The following is a 25,472-nucleotide window of genomic DNA, read 5'->3' as shown; positions in this document are numbered from 1 at the left end:
AAGAGGTTCTCTCGTCGCGGGGGGCTCAGAGTACGCCCCGCAATGCCTCTCCAGCCAAGCCTGCTTCGCACCTTTGACGCGGAACTTTGAAGTGTTGCATCTTGCTTTCCAGCGGCTCGCCCTGTCAGCTCTGCTTGCGGCGGCGATCAGCGCTCAGTGCAGCGTCGCCTGCGCCCAAACGCATGATCGGTTTATTAATGGAACGTACAACCACTTCAGCGATTGGCAGCGCGGTTCAGCCGGCTCTCAAATCATTCGCGTCAACTATTTGACGGACTACGCCACCGCAGGCGGCGCGATGATCATGCCGCCGGTGCGTCCCAATGCGCGTACGATCTCGAACACCATCTTTAAGCAAACGGCCGACACGCCGAGCGTCCGCGGGCTGAGCAACTACATCATGGGATGGGGACAATTCCTCGATCATGACATGGGGCTGACGCTTAACTCGTCGGTGAACGGCGTCGCGAATATCGATATCCTCGACCCCAACGATCCGCTTGGTCCGAACCCGATCGCCTTCAATCGCTCGAAGTACGTGATCAACGGCGGTCGCGAACAGGTCAATGAAGTGACTTCTTGGATCGACGGGTCGCAAATCTACGGCTCGGACGACGCTCGTGCGAAGGCGCTGAGAACCAACAACGGATCGGGCGCCAAACTGCAGACGAGCGCCAATAATCTCCTCCCATACAATACGACGGGACTGACAAACCAAAACAATGGCCCGACGCCCGCGAGCCAGCTGTTCGTCGCCGGTGATATTCGCGCCAACGAAAACTCGCTGCTTACGTCGCTGCAGACTGTATTCGCCCGCGAGCACAATCGCTTGGTCGATATTATCGCGGCGCAGAAGCCAAGCCTAAACGCCCAGGAACAATACAACCTCGCGCGAAAGATCGTCGGCGCCGAGGTGCAGGCAATTACCTACAAAGAGTTTCTGCCTGCTCTGATGGGGACGGCCGCTCCCAAGCCGCAAGACTTCGTTTACAACGCCTCGAAGGACGGAACGGTTACGAACTCGTTCTCGAGCGCGGTGTTTCGGTTCGGGCATAGCACGGTCGGCAGTTCGCTGCTGCTGGCGGACAATAACAGCCAAACAGTCGCCAACGTCGCCTTCGCTAACGCATTTTTTAATCCAGCGCTGATCACGAACGACCCGACGATGGTCGACAAAGTGCTGATGGGAGCGTCGCTGCAGAAGTCGCAGGAGATCGATTTGCTGTTCAACGACTCGGTCCGGAATGTCATGTTCGGCCCGCCCGGCGCGGGCGGCACCGACCTCGCGGCGGTGGATATCCAGCGCGGACGCGATCACGGCATCGTCGATTACAACGAACTGCGAGCCGCGTATTTTTTGCCGTCGCTTGCCAACTTTAACGCAATGGATACGACGACCGCGAATCGGAATGCAATCAGGACGTTGTATGGCAACAACATTAATAACGTTGACGCTCTGGTGGGCGCTCTGGCGGAAAATCATATCGCCGGCACCAGCCTTGGCCCGTTAATGACCGAGATCTTCAAAGATCAGTTCACGCGGTCGCGCGACGGCGATCGATTCTTTTACACCGGCGACTACAATGGGCTCTACACAGGCGGCGTGCTGAACGCCGACATCGCGTCGATTATCAATTTGAACACGATCAAGCTCGCCGACATCATCAAACTGAACACGGGCCTCACCAACATTTCGAGCAATTTGTTCTTCGCGGGAATTCCTTCGCCCGCGAATCCGATTGCCGGCGACTTCAACAATGACGGCGCCGTCAACGCGGCCGATCTTGCCGTGTGGAAGACAGGGTTTGCCAACGGATCGATGACGGGCGCCGACTTCCTCGAATGGCAACGCAACTACGGCAAGAGTTCCGCGACGCCAACGGCCGCGGCAGTGCCGGAGCCGACTGCGATTGGCCTCGCGATTCTTGGCGCTACTGCCCTGGTCGGCGTGACTCGTCGCGCAGTTTCCCGCCGAGTCGCCTAGCCAATGAGGATTCGTGGTTGGCGATGCGCGGGCAACCCCGCGTTGAGGACTAGTTCTCGCACCATCCACGGAACGTTGCCCTCGCCGAGCAACAGAAAGTTCAAGTTGGCGGCGAGGGGTGCCTCGTTCGACCAGCCGAAGACAATCTCCGGCGGCGGCGTTTCGTCGTCGCACATCTCCAGGCAAATCGCGGCCAACACGTGAGCGACGCTCACGCAGTGCGAGACCCGTAGCACTTCGACGTTCTCTTCACACTCGACGCGCATGAGCGGCCGTTGGTAGAAGTCGCTCGGATCGCCGAGGGTCACTTCAACGAACAGCACCGCTTCGTCGGCCGCCAGGCGATAGTCGCGGAGTAACGCGTGGCGGCGATCCGCGAGTGACATCAGCCCGGGTCGGTGCGGCGCCAGCACACGAGGGCCGCGCTTCGAGAGTTCACGCCAACGGGTTTGCGAGTGTTCGTTCGCGAAGTCGAATCCCTCGAACCGCAACTCCGTGCTGCGAATCCAGCGCGAGATAAACGAACTGAGGACGATCGCCGTCACAAACGCCAACGCGATGGTGATGCCTGAGTGATTGATCAGCAAGGTGATGCCGGTGAGAGCAAGAAACAGCCCCGCGCCGATCGCCGCGGCCGAGCCGCCCGCAACCCGACGGATGGTGCGGGGCCGGCGGCTGAAGAGATCGCGCGACGCTGCGATCGCCGCCCCGGCGAGTAGCACCAGCACGCTCGTGGCGTAGGCCCACTGCAGCGAGGCGGGGCTCGCGTGAAACACGACCGTCACGACGAGAATGATGACGTTCAGGAGGTGGAGGATCGCTCCGACCTTGCCGGCCCAGCCGATTTCCATCCCGAGGCGATGAAGATAGTGCGGCAGCAGGTTCTTCAGCCCTAACGTGACGCTGATCCCCGCGAGGCAGAGCACGAACGCAGTAGAAAGATCGAACAGATCGCCGAAATCGTGACTGAACAGCGGATTGAGTGCGCTGCCAGGCTCGCCGTTGGCCAATGGCGAACCATGAGCGAGATAGGCGAGTGCGCGATGCTCCGCAGCGCCGCCCGGTGCGAGCGCGCTGCGCGGAGCAAGCATCGAGGTGACTGTCACCGCGCTGACGAGATAGACCGACATGATGATCGCCGCGGTCAGCATTAGCTTGCGCGTGTTGCGAATCCGTCCGCGAGGATGCTTCGGAGAGTCGTTGGCATTGCCGGCGACTTGCGGCGCGACGGTCATCAGCATTTCGAATCCACTGAGGCCGAGAGCCATCTGCGGAAACGACCAGAGAATGATTTGCACCCACTCCCAACGCCAACCGAGCGAAACGCTCGCAGCAGCGTCGCCGTCGTCGAACCGCAGCACGGCAAGCTCATCGCTGATAATCTCCGGATGACGGCCAAGATAAACGATGCCGCTAACGACGACGATTGCCACAAGCCCAAGGTAGAGCACGGTCGCAACTGCGGTTGTCCACAGCATGCGCCGTGAAAGACCGTTCTTGATCAACTGCCACAGGCCGAACGAGACGATCGACAGCCCCAGCGTGACGGCCACTTGCGGTGCCATCACGAGCGAGGCCGCGCGTTCCCACCACGACCATGAGGCCGGATCCTCGCCCAAGAAGGTTTGCGGCAACCGCTCCAGCAAGCGCTGGCCATGCGGGTTGTGAATCAGGTGAATCGCCGCATCAGCGAGCGACAAACTGCGGGTGATGACGAAGTCGGCCGCGGCGAAGCCGAGCAGCGTCAGCACGATCATCTTGCCGCGCCAGCCGGGCGTGAGATCTTCGAGCAGGCCGGTGGCGCCACGACCATCTGATGAGCGCCCCACGACGTACCAGTAAATCGGCAGCGCCAGCACGAACGTCACCAGGACGACGCCGGCGGCGGCGATCGGCGCGAGCGAGCCGGCGGCTTCAACCGCCATCGACGGCAGGTAGGCGAGCGTGCTGAAATAGTCGACGCCGACTAGGCACAGAACTAACGGCCAGGCATGAGCCCGCGACGGGGCGGTGCTCGAATTCATTTGATTCATTCATCAGGGCCGCTGCAGCTGGATTGCCAGACAGCAGCGGCCCCCTAAGTTTGCAACGACAAAAGTAGAAGCGAACAACAGGCGAGGCAACGGTAGTCTAGCGTTGCTCGCTCGCAGCGTTATCATCCCCCAGATCGACCACCGCCGCGCGCTGATGGAGCACGCGATCGAGATCTTTCCAGATGAAGTAGAGCCCTACGATGTTGTCCCAGCGCTTGATGACGTTCTGATGGTTGTCGACGGCGATGAGGTCGCCGCCGCCGAACGTCAGCATCGTTTCCAGTACGTCGCGATAGCGCGTCCGGAAGCGGAGCCCCGTCCGGTCGGTCAATTCGCTACCCTCGCCAAAGTGGAACTCGCCGATTTCATTAGGCGTGAACCGCTTGCGGCCGTTGAGGGCCATGTGGAGCAGCGAACCGATCCACGGCAGGAGCAATAACCAACTCAGCGCCGTCGCCGTGCCGACGTCGAATTCCGGCTTAAGATCCGCCAGATATTCAAACACCGAGCCAAGTACCGCGACATTCTTGATATGTTCGACATACTTCGAACCGAGCCAAAGCAGGGCAAAGATCAACGTCCAGAAGCCCAACTTGCGGGCGCTGACGTCATACATCAGCGTCACGAGAAAGTAGAGCAATACCCAGACATAGACCCAGCCGAAAAGGCCCGCCTCTTGCGGATATCGAGCGACGACGGCGCTCGACGCAAAGCCGACTGCAATTAGCAGCCACAAGAAGAAGCTAGGATGCGCCGAGTAAACGGTCACTTCCTCAATTTTCCCTCGGCGTCCACGCACGAGGATGATCGGCAGCGTGATCATGAACTTCGCGAATTGAAAGACGGCCTTGAACGCCGGCCCGACGATTCGCTTCCGCGGCGTCCCCGGCTCGTGGCCCAAGACGCCGCCCATACTATGGTCTTCACTGTCGCTGTCCGAACCAGTTTCTTGGCTCACGGAACACTCCTATAAAAAACACGTTAAAAAAGTGACACTGGGCATCATTTTATCATATCCGCAGCGCGCTCCTAGAGATGTCCACTACGATTGGACGAATGCGTCCGTTCCGCCGCGATTTTAGCGAGTTGCGCGTTGTCTCAATAACGCGAAATCATTGAGCGACAACGAGATGCATTCGTTTAGCTTTTCGTATCTAGCTTGGCCAGCGTGGCTGCGTACGTGGCGACAATCCCGCCTAGGAAGCTGCCGGCGATCACATCGCCGACGAAGTGGTAGTTCATCGCAATCAGGCTGAGCGCCATCGGCGCGGCGACAACCAGACACAGCCAACGACGCCGCGGATAGACGATCCAAAACACACCCGCGAAGCCAGCGATGCGCGATGCATGGCCTGATGGAAAGCTGCCGATGTCGTCGCCCGTTTTGAACGGATGAAAACCGTAGGCGCCAGTGCCGATGAGCGATGGATTGTTGTCGTGCCACGTCTCGGGCCAGTAACGACCGCAGACGTCGCCGAGAGATTCGCGACACTGATCGGCGACAATGAGGCTCAGGCACGCGATTACCAGCGTTCGTTGCCACAAGCTAGGCGTGCACCATGCCCACGCAGCGAGCATGATTGCTACCAACAACGGGGCCCAGCCTTGCACGAGCGGCGGCGGCTCGGTGAGCCACTTGATGGTCGGCGTCTGCGGGATGCCATGATCGTGGACGAAGAACGCGACCGGTTTGTCGACGAAGAAATAGCAGACAACTACCAGTGGAATGCAGACCGCCAGCGCGACGGCCGTGCGGGCGAGTAAGCTACGATATGGATTCGGAGCGTTCATTTTTTACATGGAGCATGAGATCTTTAGCGGCTAGGCCCAGTCGCCTGCAGGAGATTACCATATTCTTGGCAGGCGCTCCGCGCGTCTGGGCCGTCTCTTCAACTCCCCTCGCGAGTGCTTTGCCGATGAATGGCCGCGCTGTCGTGGTTCGAATGTTCAGAAGGTTGTGCACCCTAACGGCTCTGTGGGCGCTGGCGTCGATCGGCGGCGCGGCTTTCGCCGCCGAGTTGCGGAGTGACGGTGAGCCGCCCGCGCGTCCGCAGGTAGGTGACGAAGTCGTGCGGTTCGAGTTCCATGACACGTGGTTTCTGCCGCGTTCGCTAGACGACTTCAGCGCGAAGACCTTTCCAACGCCGCGACGGGCGTTCGTGTTGGTGTTCACGAACACGACTTGCCCGCTCGTGCAGCGCTATTGGCCGCGGTTGAAGGAATTGGAAGCCGCGTACCGCGAGCAAGGCGTGCAGTTTCTGGCGGTCAACGTTGGAGCGGAAGATTCGATCCTCGACGTGGCGGCGCAGGGAGTCGAGTTCGACGTGCCGTTCCCTTTAGTGAAAGATACCGACGGACAGTGCGTGGCGGCCTGCGGCGTCGATAGGACGCCGGAGGTCGTCGTGATCGACGCCGAGCGGCGGCTGAGGTACCGAGGCCGAATCGACAACCAAATTCGGCTGAGCGGAACAACTGCCGGCGCAGTGAAGCAGGAGCTTCGCGACGCGATTGACGCTCTGCTTGCCGATCGCCCAATAGCCGTTACGGAAACGCCGGTGGATGGTTGCCGGATCACAGCACTGCCCGCCAATACGCCGGAGCAACCGCCTACGTACGTTGAATCAATTGCAGGCCTGATGGCGAAGCATTGCACCGAATGCCATCAAGAAAATACTGCGGCGCCGTTCGCGTTGGAGACGTTCGACGAAGTGGCGGCCAATGGCGAAATGATTGCCGAGGTCGTGGCCGAGCGTCGCATGCCGCCGTGGTATGCGGCCAGCGAACATGGCGAGTTCACGAACTGCCGCGAGATGCCGGCCGAGGATCGTGAGGCGATCATCGCCTGGGTGCGCGGCGGCATGCCGCTCGGGCGAGCAAAGCCATCGGGGTACGTTACCATCAAACCCGACCCAGCGGCAAATGAAGCCGCCATTAGTGATAACGCATCGAGCGACGACACATGGGCCAATCGCAAGTGGTCGATCGGCGAGCCCGATCTGGTGCTCACGGCACTCGCGGAATTCGATGTGCCGGCCGAAGGTTACGTCGACTATCGCTATGCCGTGCTGCCGAAGCTGTTCACGCAGGACATGTGGTTCGAAGCGGCCGAAGTGCTGCCCGACAACCCGCGCGTCGTCCATCACTGCAATCTCGGCCTCATCCCGATTGGCGGTGATGGCCGGAACGCCAAATTGGTCACCGGTTACGTGCCGGGCGGCGGGCCGATGCAACTGGGCGACGGCGTCGCGGGGAAGATTCCGGCCGGTTCGATGTTGGGGCTGCAGGTCCATCTCACGACGACCGGCAAGCCGGAGAAGTGTCGCATTCGCGTCGGTTTTCGTTTTCCGCGCGAGCGCGTAACGAAGGAACTTCGCTACGTCGAATTGGCGAGCCACGGTTTTAAGATTCCCCCGCACGCGCCGTTCCACCGGTTGGATGCGAGCCGCACTGTTGACCGCGACGTGACCGCGTATGGGATGTTCGCTCACATGCACGTGCGCGGGAAAGACGTGACGTTCCGCGCCCACTCGCCGGGTAGTGAGCCGCAGACGCTGTTGATGATTCCGAATTACAGCTTTGATTGGCAACTGCCGTATTACTTGCCGAAAGGCGCCAAACGGTTCCCCGCCGGCACGCGTTTCGAAGCGGTTGCGCACTTCGATAACTCGGCGTTTAATCCGTACAACCCCGATCCGTCAGCGGAAGTTCGTGAGGGGCAGCAGACGTTCGAAGAGATGATGTACGGGTATGTGTTTTACACGGTGGATGACGAAAATCTGCAATTGGCGGTTGATCCGCAGAGTGGCGGGGCGGTGAAGGACGATTCGCCGGACGAAAAATTAGCCCCCGGTCAGTGACCGGGGGGATTGAGTCGGCTCCGCGTCGGCCATCCGCGATTTACTCTTCGCAAGCGATTGGCGGCGATTTCTCGTTGCCGCTCCGGCGGGTCGTTGACCCGCGGCTACTGGCGGTGGCGTTCGCTCCAGAAGATGACGGCGAAGACGCCCGCTTCGCAAGCGGTGAGGGTGGCGGCCATCGCGAGCGGCGTCGTTCCGCTCAGTAAACCGACCGCAGCGCCGGCGAAGGCGCCGATGATGTACTGCAGCAATCCCAACACGGCCGAGGCGCCACCAGCTTCGCGGCCAAACGGAGCCATCGCCGCAGCGGTGGCGTTGGGAAAGATCAGCCCGAGCGTCGCGATGCAAATGCAGAGCGTGAGCTGAAATGGCCAGAAGCCAGCATTCCCCAGCGTGAACGCGACGAGCGTCACGCCGCCGACGAATGCCACGATAGCGGCGAAACGAAGTAGCGCGTGAGGCGAGTATCGTCGCAGTAGCAGGCGATTGAGCTGCGCCGTCGCGAGCAGCACGATGGCGTTGCTCGCAAAGAAGCCGCTGAATGCCTGCGGCGTCGTCTCAAAGTAGTCGATGTAAATCTTCGGCGATCCGGTGATATACGCGAACAGCGCTCCGTAAGAAAATCCGATCGCGAGCGCGTAGCCGATGAACCGCAGATCGGCGAGGATTGTTACGCTGCGGCGGATGACGGCGTCGAGCGGCTGAGCAAGACGCCGCTCCGGCGGCAGCGATTCCCGCAGATCGAACGCCACCGCGGCCCCGCTGGCGATGCCAATCGCCGCGAGCGTCCAGAAGATCGCGTGCCAAGTGAAGTGCCCCAGCAAGAAACCACCGATCAGCGGCGCCACGATCGGGGCGATGCCGGTCACCATCATCATTAGCGAGTAAACGCTGGCGGAGCGCTTTTCATCAAACAGATCACGCACCACGGCGCGGGAGACGACAAGTCCCGCCGCTCCGGCAAAGCCCATCACAAACCGCAGCACGATCAGCCACTCGACCGTCGGCGCGAGCGGGCAGCCGAGCGCGGCCAGCGAGTAGACGCCGCAGCCAATGAGCAGCGGCGCGCGACGGCCAGTCCGGTCGCTGAGGGGGCCGATGACATATTGCCCGGTTGCGAGGCCCGCCAAGAACAGCGAGAGCGTCAATTCCACTCGCCCCGGCGCCGCGGCGAGATCGTGTTCCATCTGCGGAAATGCCGGCAGATACATGTCGATCGCCAATGGCGAGAAAGCCGACAGGAGACCGAGCAACACGAGCAGTCGCCAACCCCCCGCTGTAGGTTTCGTTGCTGCTGGCTGCTCAGGGCTGGATGGGGTCGTACGCAATTCGCTCTCCGTGGAACCAATTCTGGCTACTACAGACCGTAAGACCGGTATAACCCCACCTTTCGATGTCGCCAAGATCGGCGCCAGCGTTACAACCGGCTGATTGCGGTTCCCCGTGCCAGCCGATGATGCGTCAGGTGTCGCATTATTCGTCCCGCGAGTTGAGCAATGTTTCGCCGTGCTCATGCATCGTTTCTAGGGTGCGCGCTAGCCCTGCAAGGCGGCATTGCGTCGTCGCATCTCCAGGCGACGACGACCGACTATTGGTGCGGCGAGCAGAGCTCCGCTGACGATTGGGCCGTTGGGGCCATGACGCTGCATGATTGGTCGGTGAGCGACCGAGCGCCCACCGAGTTGGCGATCGATCCCGATGTGGCGCCGGCCCAGATGCTCTACTCGCCGCTGATGCAGCCGCCAGCGATGCGGCCGCCGCTGCCGACGCGAACGCCCGCGACGATGCAACGCCCCGCGCTCCGTTCCGCGACGGCGATTGGTTTGGCCAGCGTGCCCTACATGATTGGCGACACGGGCGCCGGCTCGTGCATTGGGTTCGACGGCCTCGTCACCGCCGACCTCGCTCACCCAACGCTTGCCTGCAGTCGGCTCAATATTTCGGAAGCGAACTCGCCGCTTCCCACCGATCGCGTCTACTGGAGTTACCGTCATTTCCAGAATGCGTCGCGGGTCTCGGCGTACCAGTTCAACGAGACGGTGAACCTCGACCAGCATACGCTCGCGTGGGAAAATACCTTCTGGGATCGGACCGGATCGCTAGAGATTCGCGTCCCGATTCAGCACCAGATGCAGTCCGACATCTACTCGATCATCGCGCCCAGTTTCGGCGTGGTCGATCCATTGGTGAGCGACAGCGGCGGCCGCGAAGTGGCGCTAGGCAACGTGTCCGCAATCTTCAAGATGCTGCTAACGGAACGGGAGACGTTCGCGCTCTCAGGCGGCGTCGGGTTCACATTGCCGACGGCGCGCGACGTGAACTACCAACTGGCCGTCGATGGCCAAGTGGAATTTCCCAACTCGCCCGGCGTCATCGCCGACGAGGCCGTAGCGTTCCAATCCGTATTCGCCAACGAGACGGTTTACATCTCCCCCTTCCTTGCCTGGGCTTATGCGCCGCCGGCGCGGTGGTTCCATCAAGGCTTCTTCCAGGTCGAAGTCGCCGCCAATCCGTCCCGCGTGACGGTAAACGGCGATGGCGCCACGCTGTTCCTCGACAGCGTCGGCAACCCGATCGGGTTCTACGACTACTACACGCCGGTGCCGGTGCGGGCGGAGTTGTTCTCGCAAACGCTGATGCGGCTGAACCTAGGTTGGGGCTACATCTTCAGCCAGAACCAAAACCCGAACCGCTACCACCGCGTCTCCGGGCTGTTTGAACTTCACTACACGTCGACATTGCAAGACGCAAACCTGACGAACATTCCGCTCACCACCCAATCCTCAATCGGCACGGTCCCGTTGCAGACAATTACGATCGGCAACCAAGATAACCGCGTCGACATCCTCAACGCCGCGACCGGCGTCTCGATCGAAGTCGGCAATTGGGTCTTCACGAACGGCGTGGTCGCCCCGATCCAGAACTGTTGCGGGTTCGATTTCGAGTACAATACGCAGGTGCAGCGGCGGTTCTAGCGGCGGCTGGAACCTTGAGGTCCCCTCCCCTTGAGGGGGAGGGTTAGGGAGGGGTGGCAGAAGCGGGTACCAGGGTTCCACCCCCTCCCCCGCCCTCCCCTCAAGGGGGAGGGAGCCACAACTTCTCTTGCGAAGCGAAACTAGCGGCTGCATCCAACTCCGCACTTGAGCGTCTCTATGGCCGATCCTGCTCAGCATGATCCTGATTCGGGCGGGACCAACGATCGCGCCGATTCGCGGACTCGCGACGACCGTTTCAACACGCAAGACCCCAACGGCCCCAATGCGTGGACCTACTCGGCGGAGCGGCAGCGCTTCACGGTGCTGCGGCTCCACCAGCAAGGCGGCCTCGGGCGGTTGATGATCGCCCAAGACGGCGAACTGAATCGCGAGATTGCGCTCAAGGAAATTCTGCCGGCGTACGCCGACGACCATGAGAATCGCCGCCGCTTCGTCCGCGAGGCGGAGATCACCGGCAACCTTGAGCATCCTGGCATCGTGCCGGTCTACAGTCTCGGCGAATTTGCCGACGGTCGGCCTTACTACGCGATGCAGTTCGTCCGCGGCGTTGATTTGCGGATGGCGATCGAAGACTACTTCGACAAGTCTGCGAGTCGGCCGGAGAAGGAACTTGAGTTTCGCCAGTTGCTGGCGCGGTTCGTCTCGGTTTGCCAAGCTGTCGACTATGCCCACAGTCGCAATGTGATTCATCGCGACCTGAAGCCGGGCAACATCATGCTTGGCGCATTCGGCGAAACGTTCGTTGTCGATTGGGGACTGGCGAAGACGCTCGATGGGAAAGCGGCGGCCGACGACTTCGAGTTGTTGCCGGTCACGCCGTCGCATCGGGCTCAAACCGATCAAACGCAAGCGGGGCGGATCGTCGGCACGACGCAATACATGAGTCCCGAGCAGGCGTCAGGTCGGCTCGATCAGCTCACCGCGGCGAGCGACGTCTACGGACTGGGCGCGACGCTCTATCATTTGCTCACAGGGCAACCGCCGTTCGACGGCGCCGCGGAGGACGTTGTCTTCCGCGTTCAGCAGGGCCGTTTCAAACCTCCGCGGGAAGTCCGTGCCGAGACGCCGCGGCCGTTGCAAGCGATTTGCCTCAAGGCGATGGCCCGCCAGCCGTCGCAGCGATACGCTTCGGCCCGGGCGCTGGCTCTCGACGTCGAGCGGTACCTCGCCGACGAACCGGTGGCGGCCCACCGCGAATCGCTGGCCGCGCGGAGTTGGCGGTGGGTGCGGCGTCATCGATCGTTCGTCACGAGTGTCTCCGTCGTCGCTTTGCTCGCGATCGCCGGTTTGACCGTCGGCGTCGGCTTGCTCAAGGTGCAGCGCGATCGGGCTGAGCGGAATTTTCAGCTCGCGCAAGACGCCGTGCGGCAGTACTACATTCGCGTGAGCGAAGAGACGCTGCTCAATCAGCCTGGCATGCAACCGCTCCGCGATGCGCTCTTGAAGCAAGCGCTGGAGTACTACCAAGAGTTCCTCAAGGAGCGGGGCGACGATCCGCAACTGCGGCAAGAGGTGGCGCAGGCCGAGTTTTTCGTCGGCCGCATGATCGAGACGATCGATTCCGCAACGCCGGCAATTGAGCACTACGAGCGAGCTGCGGAGGTTCAGCAGCAGCTCGTGGCGAAAAGCTCGGGAAGCGTGCGGACTGAATTGGAAGTCGAGTATGCACAAACGCTCAACGCACTCGGCCGGGCGCACCAGAACCTCAAGCAAAACAAGTCGGCTCGGCGGTACTTCACCCAAGCGGCCGAGTTGCGCGAAGCGATCGCCAAGCAGCGCCCGGATGACGCCGAGGCCGCTCGAACGCTCGCGAGCAGTTTGATGAACCTAGGGCTGCTCGATCTGGCTGCTGGCGATGCTGCAGCAGCGATTAAACAGTTGGAGCGGGCGCAAACGCTGCGGCGGGCGCAGCTCAACGGCGATGAAACTCCCCAAACGCTGCGCCGCGATCTTGGGATGGGCGATTTCAATTTGGCGCAGGTGCGGATCCAGCAAGGCGATCTCGTCGGCGCCAAGCAGAATCTGGCGGAGGCCATCGCGACGTTCGGCACCCTGGCAACCGCCAATCCCGCCGACTTCGAAAACAGTCGGCGGCTCGCCCTTTGCCAACGGATGCTCGGAGACGTCGAAGCAGCCAGCGGCCGTCCGGAAGAAGCGGTCGCGGCGCTCAGCGCCGCACGCGCGGCGATGCGCGAACTCGCCGACCGCAATCCGAGCGTCCCGGAGTACGCCGCCGATCTTGCCGGGATCGAAATGAACCTCGGCATGCAGTTCAGCGCCGACGGCGAAACGAGCGGAGCCCTCGAGTCGCTCGAGTCAGCGACGAAGCGGTTGCAAACGTTGCAAGCCGCGGGAGACGCCTCGCCCCGCCACCAGTGCGACTTGGGCGTCGCACTGCGAGCGACCGGCGAATTATTGGCGGACATTTACCGCACAGACGACGCGCGGGCGAAGCTGCAAGAATCGCAGCGCATCTTGCGGGAACTCGTCGAGCAGCACCCGAACGAGCCGCAGTTCGCTGCCGAACTTAAACTGACCGACGAACTGCTCGCAGAACTCGACGCAATTTGAGCATGCGTTCTCAGCCGAGCGGCGCCCGTGCGAGGACGTGGTATGTCGGCCCCTCGCGCGTCAGCTCACTCGCGTAAACAGTGACCGAATCGACGCCCATCGCTCCGCCATCGAAGTCGGTAAGCTTCTCCAGTCGTTCGGTCAGCAACGAGCCGCCGTGGCTCCCCTGCCCTACCCGACCGAGCGTCAGATGCGGGACGAATTGCCGCCGCTCTGCGCGGAAGCCGAGCGATTCGATCGCTCGTTCGATGTCGGCCTGTAAGTCGCAGAGCTGCTCATGACCTTCGCCGGCGCCGAGCCACAGCGCCCGCGGACGTTCAATCGTCGGGAAAGCCCCGATTCCGCGGGCTTCGAGCGTAAATCCTTCGTGCTTTGCCGCCGTTCGCACGGTCCGCAGGCAGACTTCCGCCATCTCGACGTCGCCAAGGTCGCCCAAAAAGTGGAGCGTCCAATGGAGGTTGTCGGGCTCCACCCACTTGACGTTGTCGGTGGCGGAGCGAAGCCGATCGATGACGCCGAGCGCCGAGGCGTGAACCTGGTCGACGGCTTCGACGGCGATAAAGGTGCGAGTCTTTGCCATTAGAAGCTCAGCATCTTCCGGTAGTCGCCCATCCGCTTTTCGATGTCTTCGCGGTTGAGCTGCTGCATCCGCTCGGTGCCGAAACCTTCGACGTTGAAGCTGGCGGCGACGATGCCGTAGGCCATCGCCGTCTTCAGCGTCTCGGCGTCGAACGAATCTTGCTCAGTGAGGTAGCCCATCATGCCGCCGGCAAAGGTGTCGCCGGCGCCGGTTGGATCGACGACGCGCTCCGTCGGGTACGCCGGGAGCACGTAGGTTTCGTGTTCGCCGAAGAACATGGCGCCATGTTCGCCCTTCTTGATGACGACGAACTTCGGCCCCATTCGCTGGACGGCGCGACCGGCGGCGACAAGGTTCTGAGAGCCGGTGAGCAGCTTCGCTTCGCTGTCGTTGAGCACGAGGCCGTCAAGATTTTTCAGCAGCGCATCGAGATCGGCCCGCATGATGTTGATCCACAGATCCATCGTATCGGCCACGACGAGGCGGCGTCCCGGCACCTGCTCAAGCACCTTCGACTGCACGCCCGGCACGCCGTTGGCGAGGAAGACGTACTTCGCGCTGCGGTACGACTCGGGGAGCTTCGGGTCGAACTCGCCGAACACGTTCAACTGAACGTCGAGCGTCTCGCGATCGTTCATGTTCGGTTCATAGCGGCCGGTCCAGGTGAACGTCTTGCCACCCGGCACGATCTGCAGGCCTGAGGTATCGATGCCACGGCCGTTGAGCAGTTCCGTGTGCTGTTGGGGCCAGTCGTCGCCCACGACGCCGACGAGCCGCACGCCGGTGAAGAAGCTGGCAGCGATCGAGAAGTGGGTTGCCGAGCCGCCTAGGACGTTATCCCGCCGCTCAAGAGGCGTTTCGACGTTATCAATCGCGACGGAACCAACGACGAGCAGCGACATGGACTTGCAACCAGATAGCGGAGGCGGGCGAGGAAAAACGAATCGGCAATTATGCCTCTCGACCGCAACGCCCCGCAAGGGGCGCAGCCCCGCCTCGCTCTCCCGCGCGGGGGCGAACCCGTGCGGACTGGTCGCTTAAGCGACCAGTCCAATGCGGCGTCCTAGCTCAGTGAGTGTGAGCCTTCGGCGCCGTTCTCGCCCTTAGACCAACAATTCCCGCACCGCGTGGTGCTCTTCAACCCCGGTCAGCCGCTGATCCAGGCCCTGAGCCCGGAACGTCAACCGGCTGTGGTCGATCCCCAGCGTGTGCAAAATCGTCGCATTGAGATCGTGAATGTGAACCGGTTTGTCGACGATGTTGTAGCTGAAGTCGTCGGTCTCGCCGTAGACGACGCCGGGGCGGACGCCGCCGCCGGTCATCCACATGGTGAAGCAGCGAGGATGGTGGTCGCGGCCGTAGTTCTCGCGGGTGAGGCCGCCTTGGCAGTAGATCGTGCGGCCAAACTCACCACCCCAAATGACCAGCGTGTCCTGCAATAGGCCGCGCTGTTTCAAGTCTTGCACGAGCGCCCAGCCCGCTTGGTCGACGTCTTGGCATTGCCGCGGCAGGTCGCCGGCGATGTTGCCGTGCTGATCCCAGCCGCGGTGAAAGATCTGCACGAACCGCACGTCACGCTCGGCGAGTCGACGCGCGAGGAGGCAACTTGCGGCGAACGTCCCCGGCTTCAACACGTCGGGGCCGTACATGTCGAGAATGTGTTTCGGCTCATCGTTGAGGTTAGTGAGCTCGGGCACCGACGTCTGCATGCGGAACGCCATCTCGTATTGTTCGATGCGCGTTTGCGTTTCAGGATCGCCGATCTCGGCGAGGGTCCGTTGGTTGAACCGAGCGATGCGATCAAGCGTGCGGCGGCGCGTGGCGGCGTCGACGCCGGGCGGGTTTGAGAGAAACAGCACCGGATCGCCTTGCGAACGGAGCGCGACGCCTTGATGCTGCGTGGGCAAGTAGCCGCTGCCCCACAGGCGGTTGTAGATCGCTTGCGCGTCGGTCTTCGACGACCAGCTTGGCGTCATCACCACGAACGCCGGCAGGTTGGCGTTCATCGTGCCGAGGCCGTAGCTCAGCCACGAGCCAAGGCTCGCACGGCCCGGCAACTGGTTCCCCGTGCAGATGTAGGTGACCGCCGGGTCGTGGTTGATCGCTTCGGTCCAGACTGTCTTCACAATCGAGAGATCGTCGGCCATCCGCGCGGTGTAGGGAATGAGGTCGCTCATCCACGCGCCGTGCTGGCCGTACTGGCGGAATTTGTAAATCGACGGCGCCAACGGGAACCGCGTCTGCCCCGACGTCATCGTCGTCAGCCGCTGACCCGCGCGGATCGATTCAGGCAGATCGACGTCGAACATGTCGGCCATCTTCGGCTTGTAGTCGAAGAGGTCCATTTGGCTCGGGCCGCCGTTCATGTGAAGGTAGATCGCCCGCTTCGCCGTGGGGGCGAAGTGGGGAAGCTCCGGCAAGCCGCCTGCGGCAACGGAGTTCGCGTGCGCCGAGCCCGGTGCAAAGATCGACGACGGCAGCAGCGACGCGAGTGCAGCGGCGCCTACGCCGAACGCGCCTTGGCCGAAGAAGTGCCGCCGCGTGAGCGCGTTGCCGTACTGCTGGATGGGATTGGAAGCGGACATCGCGTTACGTCCTTATCGGGCCATTTAGCCCTGCCGCTTGCGGCGGGAATCGCGGGCTATCGCCCGCGGCTAAATGGGCGTGTCGGTTAATTCAGTCTCGGTTGCACCGTTAGTTGCGGGTGACGACTTCGTCGAGGTTCAGCACCACGTTGGCCGCCATCGTCCAGGCGGCGAGTTCTGCGCGATCCACCGCGGCGTCGGCCGGAGCGCCGCCCGCAGCGAGTAGTGCTTCCGCGGCGGCGCCGTCGGCGCGATAGTTGGCAAGTTCCTGTTGGTACGCCTCCACCAAGTTAGCAAGTTCGTCGATGCTCGGCTGTCGGCACGCGGCGGTGTGGAAGAGGAATCTCGCGCGGCGTTCGATCGAGTCGCCCCCTTCACTGAGGGTTCGTTCCGCCAACCCGCGAGCCGCTTCCACATATTGCGGATCGTTGAGGAGGAGCAACGCTTGCAGCGGCGTGTTCGTCCGCTCGCGGCGGACGATGCACGACTCCCGCGACGGGGCGTCGAACGTGTTCATCTCCGGCGGCGGGGCCGTCCGCTTGATGAACGTGTAGAGCGTCCGACGATGAACTTTTTCCTTCCCTTCGTCGGCGACGAAGTTCACCGTGTTCGAACCCGAGTAGCCGACCGCTTCCCACAACCCAGCCGGTTGCGGCGGTTTAACGCTCGGCCCCCCCATCTGCTCCACAAGCAGCCCGCTCGTGAAGAGCGCCTGATCGCGGAGCATCTCGGCGTCGAGCCGGAAGCGGGCGCCGCGAGCTAGTAGGCGATTCTCGGGGTCGCGGCGGTAGAGCTCAGGATCGACGTGCGATGTCTGCCGGTAAGCTGCCGATGTGACTAACTCGCGAACGAGTCGTTTGACGTCCCAGCCGCTATCAATGAAGTCGACCGCTAGGAAGTCGAGCAGCTCCGGATGGCTCGGCGGCTCGCCTTGGGCGCCGAAGTCGTTCGAGGTCTTCACCAAGCCCACACCGAAGAACTGCTGCCAGAAACGATTCACCGCCACGCGGGCGGCGAGCGGGTTCTCGCGAGCCACCACCCACTGCGCGAGGCCCAGACGATTGTTCGCCGCCGCCGCGTCCATCGGCGGGAGCATCGTCGGCGTTCGCCGGCTCACTTCCGCGCCATGCTGGTCGTACTCGCCCCGGTTAAGGATGTATGCTGGCTTGGGCGTCGCCATCTCTTTGAAGACGAGCGTCGTCGCCACGTTGCGGTCAACTTCGGTCCGTTCGCTGCGGGCGGCGCCAAGCTGCGTGCGCAGTTGGTCGAGCTCCGGCGACTTGGCGGCCGTGTTGCGGAAGAACTGCCGCACCAAACCAGCTTCTTGCTCGCTCCGTTCGCCAGCCGGCTTCGTTGCCGCGGCGAGCACGTCGGGCGGCATGATCGGCTGATCGGTCTTCGCGGCAAAGTAGAACCCCGACTGCGCGCCGAAGTTCAGGATCTTCACCAGTAGCTGGTTCTCGCCCTTCTTCAGCTTGAGCGTCAGCTTCTCTTGATCGGCCGCAGCCGCGCGTGGATCATCTCGCTTAAGGAGCAGCTTGCCGTTGAGGTAGACCCGCACGCCGTCGTCGCTGCCGAGCGAGATCTCAAGCTGCTGCGGCTTGCCGACGGTGATCGAACGGTAGAGGAAGTTCGCCGCAGGATCGCCTGGCAGATCGTTGTAGACGACGCCGTCGACCCACTCCGGCTTGCGCACCCAGCCGATCTCCGCGCCCGTGGCGAGCTTGAACTTCCGATCAAGCTTCACCGGCTTCCCTTCGGGGCCATGCTTTTTGCTCTTCAGGTAACGCTCGGGATCGGAGAAGGGGCCAACGGTGTACCAATCGCTGATGGCGAGATAGGTCTTGCCTTCTGTGGCTTGATTCGGCGCGGCGGCAGCTGGCTCGGTGTTCGAACCGCCGACCGACTCCACTTTCGGCTCATCCGCAGCGAACTGCCGTTCCCACTCGACCTGCTGCTCATCGAGTTCCGGCCAATCGGCCGCGAGCTTCGCTTCGGCGGCGGCGATCTGCTTGTCGAGTTCCGCCAGCCGGGCCGTTTGCTCCGGCAGCGGCGCGCGAATCACTGGCGCCGGGTCTTCGCGGTTGCCGTCCATCTCGTTGCCGTCGAGGCTGTTGAAGTACGCGAACAGCGAGTAGAAATCGCCCTGCGTGAGCGGATCGTATTTGTGATCGTGGCAGCGAGTGCAACCGACCGTGAGACCAAGCATCACGGTGCCGAAGGTGTCGACGCGATCGATCACCGCGGTGACGTAGACCTCCTCGGGAATCACGCCCCCTTCGTTCGTCGAGACATGGCAGCGATTAAATCCGCTGGCGATCAACTGGTCATCGGTCGCGTTCGGCAGCAGGTCGCCGGCGAGTTGCTCGACGATGAAATCGTCGAACGGCAGGTTGCGGTTGAAGGCTTGCACCACCCAGTCGCGGTACGGCCACATCTCGCGGTAGTTGTCGAGATGGAGGCCATGCGTGTCGCCGTAGCGGGCGGCGTCGAGCCAGAACCGTGCCATATGCTCGCCGTAGCGGGGCGAGGCGAGTAGTTTGTCGACAGCCCGCTCATAGGCGTCGGGACGATTGTCGGCGAGGAAGGCATCGACTTCGGCGGGCGTCGGCGGCAAGCCGGTAAGGTCGAGCGTCACCCGCCGCAGCAGCGTGGTGCGATCGGCCTCGGCGACGGGAGCGAGTTGTTCTTGTTCGAGTCGCGCGACGATGAACCGATCGATCGGCCCGCGCGGCCAGTTCTCGTGTTCCACCGCCGGCAGGTCTGGGCGGACGGGAGCCGTGAACGACCAGTGCTGCTGCCATTCGGCGCCCTGAGCGATCCAGCGGCGGAGCGTGTCGACTTCCTCCGGCGTCAGCGTCTTGTGGCTATCGGCCGGCGGCATCCGCAGCGATTCGTCGTCGCTGGTGATGCGGGCAATCAACTCGCTGGCGTCGGGCTGGTCCGGCACGACGGGGATCGAACCCGAATCGGCCTCGCCGACGGCGCTCTCGCGCAGGTCGAGTCGAAAGCCTCCCTCGCGCGACGCCGCCTCAGGGCCGTGGCAGGCGAAGCACTTGTCCGAGAGGATCGGGCGGATATCGCGGTTGAACTGCAGCGCATCGCTCGCGCTAGCCAGGTTCACTGCGAACCAAGAACAGATCGCCGCCGCAGCGGCGAATTGCTGTAAGAGAAAAGTCCCTCGACGCACCATCCGCAAAACCTCGGAGTGGAGTCGGAAGTCTCAGTCGGCCCGCCGTGTGACGCGGCCGCTGCCATATGCTCCATCATACCCGCTGATGGCCGCAGGTCGTAGCGATCGCAGTATGCATTTCTCGCCAAACGATGTAGAAATCTGCGCATCTTACCGCCGCGATTGGGCGATGAATCGCGGTCTGCATGCTTGTTTTTGTCTCGCAAAGTCGCCAAGGCGCAAAGACACGCAAAGAAATAAGCAAGCGAGTGGCGGGCCGAATTACTGCCTCTGCGTCTCCGCGCCTCTGCGAGAGCCTGTTAATTACGGACTCTCGCAGAGGCGCGGAGGCGCAGAGTTCAGATCGGAAGACGGAGCTACTTATGTATTCCGTCTTCTTTGCGTCTTAGCGCCTTTGCGAGAGACTTCTCACCACTTCAGTTCAGATTAACGTCAGGCGGACGTTGATCAGGCGAGAGGTTGGGCGCTGAGATCCGCAGGCCGATCTCACTGCAAACGCGTTTCCAGACCCCTTCGGGATCGGAAAAGATATCGCTCACTCGCGCTGGCGAGGTGAGCCAGCCGCCGACTTCCATCTCTTCCTCAAGCTGCCCACCGCCCCAGCCGGAGTGGCCGCTGAAGAGGCGGAACTTGGCGTCGTGGCGGCGCACAAGCAGATCGATCGTGTCTTTCTGCATCGACATAAAGAGCTTCGGATGAATCTCTTTCTCGCCGAACTCGCGCTGATTGTGAAGCGCGATGAGCGGACCAGGCACCGGTCCGCCGACGTAGACCGGCATGTCGCTGTCGACCGGATCGTTGCCGATCATCTTCCAGACGTCGTCGACGGTCTTATCGCCGGGACGATTGATAATCACGCCGAGGGCGCCCTGCTCTTCGTGCTGCAGCATGAGCACGACGGTCTTGGAGAAGTTGGGATCCTTCAGATGCGGAGACGCAACGAGGAATTGACCGGCGAGTGATTTCATGGCGGATTGTCCGTGGTCCGTTGTCCGTGGTCAGTTGATGTAAATGCGAACTTGCAATTCGCAACGGACCACTGACCACTGACAACGGACGCATTGGTATCAGGCTGCGTATAGCCAATTCTAACGGGCTACTTGTTGTTCGGCAGATTGCGCTGCTTCGTCACTTCAATCGCCTTCAACGCTCCCCGAGCTTTGTTGAGCGTTTCCTGGTACTCCATCGCCGGGACGCTGTCGGCGACGATGCCGGCGCCTGCTTGGACGTAGGCCTTCTTGTCCTTCAGCACCACCGTGCGGAGCGCGATGCAGGTGTCCATGTTGCCGGCGAAGTCGATGTACCCCACGGCGCCTGCGTACGGGCCGCGGCGGTGGGGTTCGATTTCGTCGATGATCTCCATCGCCCGCACCTTCGGCGCGCCCGAGACGGTGCCTGCAGGCAAGCAGGCGGCGAGGGCGTCAAACGCATCGCAATCGTCGCGCAACTGGCCGGTGACGTTCGAGGTGATGTGCATCACGTGACTGTAACGCTCGATCACCATCACGTCGGAGATTTCCACCGAGCCGAACTCCGCCACGCGGCCGACGTCGTTGCGGCCGAGGTCGACGAGCATCACGTGCTCGGCACACTCCTTCGGGTCGGCGAGCAAGTCGGCCGCCAGGCGGGCATCTTCTTCTTCGTTGGCGCCGCGGGGCCGTGTGCCGGCGAGCGGGCGGACCGTCGCGAGTCCGTCGACGACGCGAACCATAATCTCCGGCGAACTACCGACGAGCGTCGTCCCTGGCATCCGCAGGTAGAACATGAACGGACTCGGGTTCACCACCCGCAACGTGCGGTAGAGTTCGAACGGCGGGCAATCGAAGTCGACCTCCAGCCGCTGCGAGATCACCACTTGGAAGATATCGCCGGCGCGAATGTACTCGACGCACTTCCGCACCGCTTGCTCGAACTCAGTTTGCGTGAAGTTCGATTTGAACGGCAGCGTCACCGGCCCGCGGGCGTCGATGTCGGCCAGCTGCAGGCCGTCGGCCGGCGTGTTGAGTGCTGCGATGTAGCCGTCTACCCGCTTGCACGCGGCCTGATGGCGGCGAGCGATCTCGTCGTCATCCTCGGCGTCACGGAGGTCGGCCAGCACGAGAACATGGACCGTCTTCCGCACGTTGTCGAAGACCACCATGTGGTCGAACAACCCGAACGCGAGGTCAGGCAGGCTGCGGTCGTCGGTCGGGGCGTTGGGGAGGCGTTCGACGTAGCGAACGGTGTCGTACCCGGCGTAGCCGACGGCCCCGCCGATGAACGGGGGGAGCTCTGGCAGATGCACGACGCGGACTGCTTGCACGAGCTCGCGGAGCGTTTCGAGCGGGTTCGCGACCTCTTGTTCTTCGGTCGCCCACGCCTCTTTGCCGCCGGCGTTGCTGCGGCGGCTGACCTTCACTTGCGTGCCGCGAGCTTCGAGCAGCAGGAAGGGATCGCTGGCCACGAAGCTGTAGCGGCCAACTTTTTCGCCGCCGATGACGCTTTCGAATAGTCCGGCGGCTTGGCCGCGATCGAGGCGATTGAACGCTTGCACCGGCGAGAGGGCGTCGCTCAGTAGCTCACGATAGACGGGTACAAAGTCGGCGCCTTGAGCTAGTTCGACGAACCGCTCGAGCGAGGGAAGATGGGCCATGAATCGTCCAAACCTGATGGGGGCGGGTAGCGGGAGTCGACGGCAAGGGGCGAACGCTCGGCGATGCGCTTCGCCAGCGGTCGGCGGCGCCTTGGCCCGAGGGGTCGACTTCCCACGTTCCGCGGTCTGCAAGCGTCACTTTATCACCCCCAGAGAGGGCCCACAACTTCGCTGTCGGCGGCGACCCATGTCCAAACGGGACAACGGCTTATCGCTGCTGACGCTTACCTTGACACTACCCCCCCCACGGCTAGAATCCCCATAGCGTGGAGCGGTTTCTTCAGCGCGGACCGAGCCTTCGGTTCGATCGCGCACTCCTTCTGGGAGAGGCGCGACGCCTGCTCAAGGTTCGGTCGTCGGCGTCTCGATTGTTTGGATCGCAGGGCGCCCGGCTTGCCGCCGAAGGAACGCCGCCCCGCCCGCCAGGAGACGCTGCCATGAAATGCCAAAAGTGCGATCGCCCCGCTACGTTTCACATCACCGATCTGGTCGATGGCGAACCGAGCGAACTTCACCTCTGCGAGGAATGTGCGCAGTCGTTCCTCACGCCGTCGCAGGAAGAGGCCCAGGACGTGGAAGGGATGCCGGCCATGGCGGGTTTGCTTGCTCAGCATTTGGCCGTCGGCGAAACGGCGGACGATCTGGCCCGGCTCGATCAACGCGCCTGCCCGGTCTGCGGGATCACCTTCCTGCAGTTTCGCAAGCAAGGTCGCCTCGGCTGCCCGCACGACTATGTGTTCTTCGAGAAGGATCTCGAGCCACTGCTGATGAGCATCCACGATCAGACGCAACACATGGGCAAAGTCCCCAAACGCTGCCCGCATGGCGCCGATCAGCAAACGCAACTCATTCGCCTCCGCCGCGAGATGAAGGAAGCCGTTTCGTCGGAAGAGTACGAACGAGCTTCGGAGATTCGCGATAAGATCCGTGAGATTGAAGCGGGGTTTCGCGAAGCGAAAGGCGAGCAATAGCGAGTTGTGCTGCTGAGCGGGATGCTTAGCAGTTCCACTGTTGCACCGTTTGAGCGCCGCTCCGGCGGGTCGTTGACCCGCGGCTACCAAGTCACCACAACTAGCACCTGACGCCTCCTTATGACTCTCGACGATCTCGCCAGCACGAGCGGTGAATGGCTCCGCGGCTCCGGCCCCGAGTCCGACATCGTGATCTCGAGCCGCATCCGGCTGGCGCGGAACTTGGCCGACTTCCCGTTCATTTCGCGGGCTACCGACGCCGATCGCGCTGAGATCGAGAAGATTCTGCATGGCCGCGTCGAAGCGCTGCGCACTTCCGGCAAGGCGCCGGGCGAATCGATCTACCTGAACGTCAACGATCTCGCCGACGTCGATCGGCAGTTCCTGGTCGAACGCCAGTTGATCAGCCGCGAGCATGCCTCGAGCGAAGGGGCGCGGGCGGTGTTCGTCGATCCGTCGGAATGCTTCAGCGTGATGATCAACGAGGAAGATCACCTGCGGATCCAGGTGATGCATAGCGGCCTCGCGCTGGCCGATGCGTGGGAGCAGGCGACGAAGCTCGACGACATGATCGAGGAGCAGGTCACCTACGCCTACAACGAACGGCTCGGTTACCTCACCGCGTGCCCCACCAATACGGGCACCGGCGTTCGCGTGAGCGTGATGCTCCACCTGCCAGCGCTGGCGATCACGCGTCAGATTGAGAAGGTGTTTAAGAGCCTCCACAAAATCAACCTCGCCGTCCGCGGCCTCTACGGCGAAGGTTCGCAGGCGACCGGCGACTTCTACCAGATCAGCAACCAAGTCACCCTCGGGCAGACGGAAGAAGAGCTCGGTAAGAAGGTAGCTGATGTCGTGCCGGTGCTCATCGACTACGAGCGCCAAGCCCGCAGCTTCCTCATTGAGAACAGCCAAGAGACGCTCCACGACCGCGTGAGCCGCGCCTACGGCATTCTGCGGACCGCGCAAACGATCAGCAGCGAGGAGACGATGCATCTCCTCTCGAGCGTGCGGATGGGGATCAACCTGGGGCTGATCAACGACCTGTCGATCCCGACGGTTAACAAGCTGCTGATCCACACGCAGCCGGCTCACCTGCAAAAGCTGTCGGGCGTCGAGCTTGATCAGGCGGATCGCAACATCGAACGGGCCACCTATCTCCGGCGCCATTTGAATGGCGAGTCGAAGGGGAACATTTCGCATAACTAGCGGAATGGGCGGTCCGCACTTGACTCGGCGCCCCCCTCCCCTCAGTCTTGTGGCATGCAATTCCGGCTGCTGAGTTACAACATCCACAAGGGGATCGGCGGTCTCGACCGTCGCTACGACCTCGCGCGGATCATCGAAACGATCCGGCACTACCAGCCCGACGTTGCCTTCCTGCAGGAAGTTGATGACGGGGCCAAGCGGTCGCGGCATGATTGCCAGGTTGATTTGCTTGCTGAAGCGGTCGAGCTTCCCCATCGCGCTTATCAGCGCAACGTGCGGCTCCGCTCGGTTGGCCACTACGGCAACGCGATCTTGAGCCGCTGGCCGATCATCGATGCGGTCGACGTCGATCTCACGATCCCGCTGAAGAAGCGGCGCTGTGCGCTCGTCTGCCAGGTGGAGACGGAGGTGCGCGGCCACGCGCGGACGATTGGATTGGCGAATGTTCATCTCGGCCTCGCAGGTTTCGAGCGGCAAATCCAGCTTCGGCGTCTGCTGGGGGGCGAGCTATTCTCTAAGCTGGGGGCGGAAACGCCGCTGGTGATTGGCGGGGACTTCAACGACGTGTGGGAGAACCTCGGCAAGAAGATCATGCACCCGGCCGGCTTCGAACTGGCCAGCGGGACGATCCGCACGTTCCCCGCGGCGGCCCCGTTGCGGCGGCTCGATCGGATTTTTTGTCGCGGCCCCATCAGTTCGCTCGCTGCGTTCGGAGGTCATACTGGACTGGCGAAACGGGCGTCGGATCATTTGCCGTTGATTGTGGACTTTGAAGTTAAGTGAAGACTGCCAGTTGTCCGTGGTCCGTTGTCAGTTGCGAAGAAGAGGGCTTGCGCAACTGGTGAAGATGCACATACTGCC

18 protein-coding genes are annotated in these 25,472 nt (G+C 62.4%); 7 read left to right on the top strand and 11 right to left on the bottom strand.

Annotated elements, in window-relative coordinates; all coding sequences use genetic code 11:
- The first annotated feature begins 91 nt into the window (after nt 1-91).
- A complete protein-coding gene (locus tag PLANPX_RS18945; RefSeq protein WP_172992177.1) occupies nt 92-1,984 on the top strand; it encodes a peroxidase family protein in 1,893 nt (630 codons plus the stop codon).
- Here the strand turns inward: PLANPX_RS18945 and PLANPX_RS18940 are convergent.
- The 4 genes from PLANPX_RS18940 to PLANPX_RS28280 all read right to left on the bottom strand — a co-directional run bounded on the left by PLANPX_RS18940 (nt 1,981) and on the right by PLANPX_RS28280 (nt 6,104).
- Nucleotides 1,981-4,008, bottom strand: coding sequence for an amino acid transporter (locus tag PLANPX_RS18940; RefSeq protein ID WP_152100246.1), 2,028 nt, complete (start codon nt 4,006-4,008; stop codon nt 1,981-1,983). The two genes, PLANPX_RS18945 and PLANPX_RS18940, sit on opposite strands and share 4 nt — an antisense overlap.
- A gap of 106 nt (nt 4,009-4,114) precedes the next feature.
- Nucleotides 4,115-4,975, bottom strand: coding sequence for a hypothetical protein (locus PLANPX_RS18935; RefSeq protein ID WP_152100245.1), 861 nt, complete (start codon nt 4,973-4,975; stop codon nt 4,115-4,117).
- Nucleotides 4,976-5,157: 182 nt separating this feature from the next.
- Nucleotides 5,158-5,808: a phosphatase PAP2 family protein gene (locus PLANPX_RS18930; RefSeq protein WP_152100244.1), complete on the bottom strand. Its 651-nt coding sequence runs from the start codon at nt 5,806-5,808 to the stop codon at nt 5,158-5,160.
- A 173-nt stretch (nt 5,809-5,981) separates the two neighbouring features.
- The gene (locus PLANPX_RS28280) at nt 5,982-6,104 is read right to left on the bottom strand and encodes a hypothetical protein (RefSeq protein WP_261344401.1); all 123 of its coding nucleotides are present in this window, start codon (nt 6,102-6,104) and stop codon (nt 5,982-5,984) included.
- Between PLANPX_RS28280 and PLANPX_RS18925 the strand changes: the two genes are divergently transcribed.
- On the top strand, nt 6,087-7,874 hold the full coding sequence (locus PLANPX_RS18925) for a redoxin family protein (protein WP_172992176.1): 1,788 nt from the start codon (nt 6,087-6,089) through the stop codon (nt 7,872-7,874). The genes PLANPX_RS28280 and PLANPX_RS18925 overlap by 18 nt on opposite strands.
- A 104-nt stretch (nt 7,875-7,978) precedes the next feature.
- Here PLANPX_RS18925 and PLANPX_RS18920 read toward each other — a convergent pair whose 3' ends face one another.
- On the bottom strand, nt 7,979-9,202 hold the full coding sequence (locus PLANPX_RS18920; RefSeq protein WP_172992175.1) for a Bcr/CflA family multidrug efflux MFS transporter: 1,224 nt from the start codon (nt 9,200-9,202) through the stop codon (nt 7,979-7,981).
- Nucleotides 9,203-9,370: 168 nt separating this feature from the next.
- On the opposite strand from PLANPX_RS18920, the gene PLANPX_RS18915 reads away from it, so the two are divergent.
- On the top strand, nt 9,371-10,849 hold the full coding sequence (locus PLANPX_RS18915; protein WP_152100241.1) for a hypothetical protein: 1,479 nt from the start codon (nt 9,371-9,373) through the stop codon (nt 10,847-10,849).
- 177 nt (nt 10,850-11,026) lie between these two features.
- Entirely contained in the window at nt 11,027-13,441 is a 2,415-nt protein-coding gene (locus PLANPX_RS18910; protein WP_152100240.1) for a serine/threonine-protein kinase, read from the top strand.
- Nucleotides 13,442-13,451: 10 nt separating this feature from the next.
- Here the strand turns inward: PLANPX_RS18910 and thpR are convergent, their stop codons facing one another.
- The 6 genes from thpR to trpE all read right to left on the bottom strand — a co-directional run bounded on the left by thpR (nt 13,452) and on the right by trpE (nt 22,431).
- A complete protein-coding gene (gene thpR, locus PLANPX_RS18905; RefSeq protein WP_152100239.1) occupies nt 13,452-14,021 on the bottom strand; it encodes an RNA 2',3'-cyclic phosphodiesterase in 570 nt (189 codons plus the stop codon).
- Nucleotides 14,021-14,923 carry a PfkB family carbohydrate kinase gene (locus PLANPX_RS18900; protein ID WP_152100238.1) on the bottom strand — a complete coding sequence of 301 codons (903 nt, stop codon included), beginning with the start codon at nt 14,921-14,923 and terminating at the stop codon, nt 14,021-14,023. The genes thpR and PLANPX_RS18900 overlap by 1 nt, the downstream gene beginning before the upstream one ends.
- A gap of 201 nt (nt 14,924-15,124) precedes the next feature.
- Complete coding sequence (locus PLANPX_RS18895; RefSeq protein WP_152100237.1) at nt 15,125-16,606, bottom strand: DUF1501 domain-containing protein; 1,482 nt, start codon at nt 16,604-16,606, stop codon at nt 15,125-15,127.
- A gap of 109 nt (nt 16,607-16,715) precedes the next feature.
- Nucleotides 16,716-19,730 (bottom strand): DUF1553 domain-containing protein, encoded by a 3,015-nt coding sequence (locus PLANPX_RS18890; protein ID WP_198421764.1) that lies wholly within the window; start codon nt 19,728-19,730, stop codon nt 16,716-16,718.
- Between the two features lie 485 nt (nt 19,731-20,215).
- Nucleotides 20,216-20,767 carry a YqgE/AlgH family protein gene (locus tag PLANPX_RS18885; protein WP_152100235.1) on the bottom strand — a complete coding sequence of 184 codons (552 nt, stop codon included), beginning with the start codon at nt 20,765-20,767 and terminating at the stop codon, nt 20,216-20,218.
- A gap of 128 nt (nt 20,768-20,895) precedes the next feature.
- Entirely contained in the window at nt 20,896-22,431 is a 1,536-nt protein-coding gene (trpE, locus tag PLANPX_RS18880) for an anthranilate synthase component I (protein WP_152100234.1), read from the bottom strand.
- Between the two features lie 437 nt (nt 22,432-22,868).
- Here trpE and PLANPX_RS18875 point away from each other — a divergent pair, with 437 nt between their 5' ends.
- From PLANPX_RS18875 to PLANPX_RS18865, 3 genes are all read left to right on the top strand, one after another.
- The gene (locus PLANPX_RS18875) at nt 22,869-23,402 is read left to right on the top strand and encodes a UvrB/UvrC motif-containing protein (protein ID WP_152100233.1); all 534 of its coding nucleotides are present in this window, start codon (nt 22,869-22,871) and stop codon (nt 23,400-23,402) included.
- 120 nt (nt 23,403-23,522) lie between these two features.
- Nucleotides 23,523-24,611 carry a protein arginine kinase gene (locus PLANPX_RS18870; protein WP_152100232.1) on the top strand — a complete coding sequence of 363 codons (1,089 nt, stop codon included), beginning with the start codon at nt 23,523-23,525 and terminating at the stop codon, nt 24,609-24,611.
- Nucleotides 24,612-24,665: 54 nt separating this feature from the next.
- Complete coding sequence (locus PLANPX_RS18865) at nt 24,666-25,394, top strand: endonuclease/exonuclease/phosphatase family protein (protein WP_152100231.1); 729 nt, start codon at nt 24,666-24,668, stop codon at nt 25,392-25,394.
- Nucleotides 25,395-25,472: the final 78 nt, after the last annotated feature.

Source organism: Lacipirellula parvula, from assembly GCF_009177095.1.
Classification (GTDB): Bacteria; Planctomycetota; Planctomycetia; order Pirellulales; family Lacipirellulaceae; genus Lacipirellula; species Lacipirellula parvula.
Note: the sequence above shows the minus strand (reverse complement) of the source record. Positions and strands in the feature narration are given on the sequence as shown.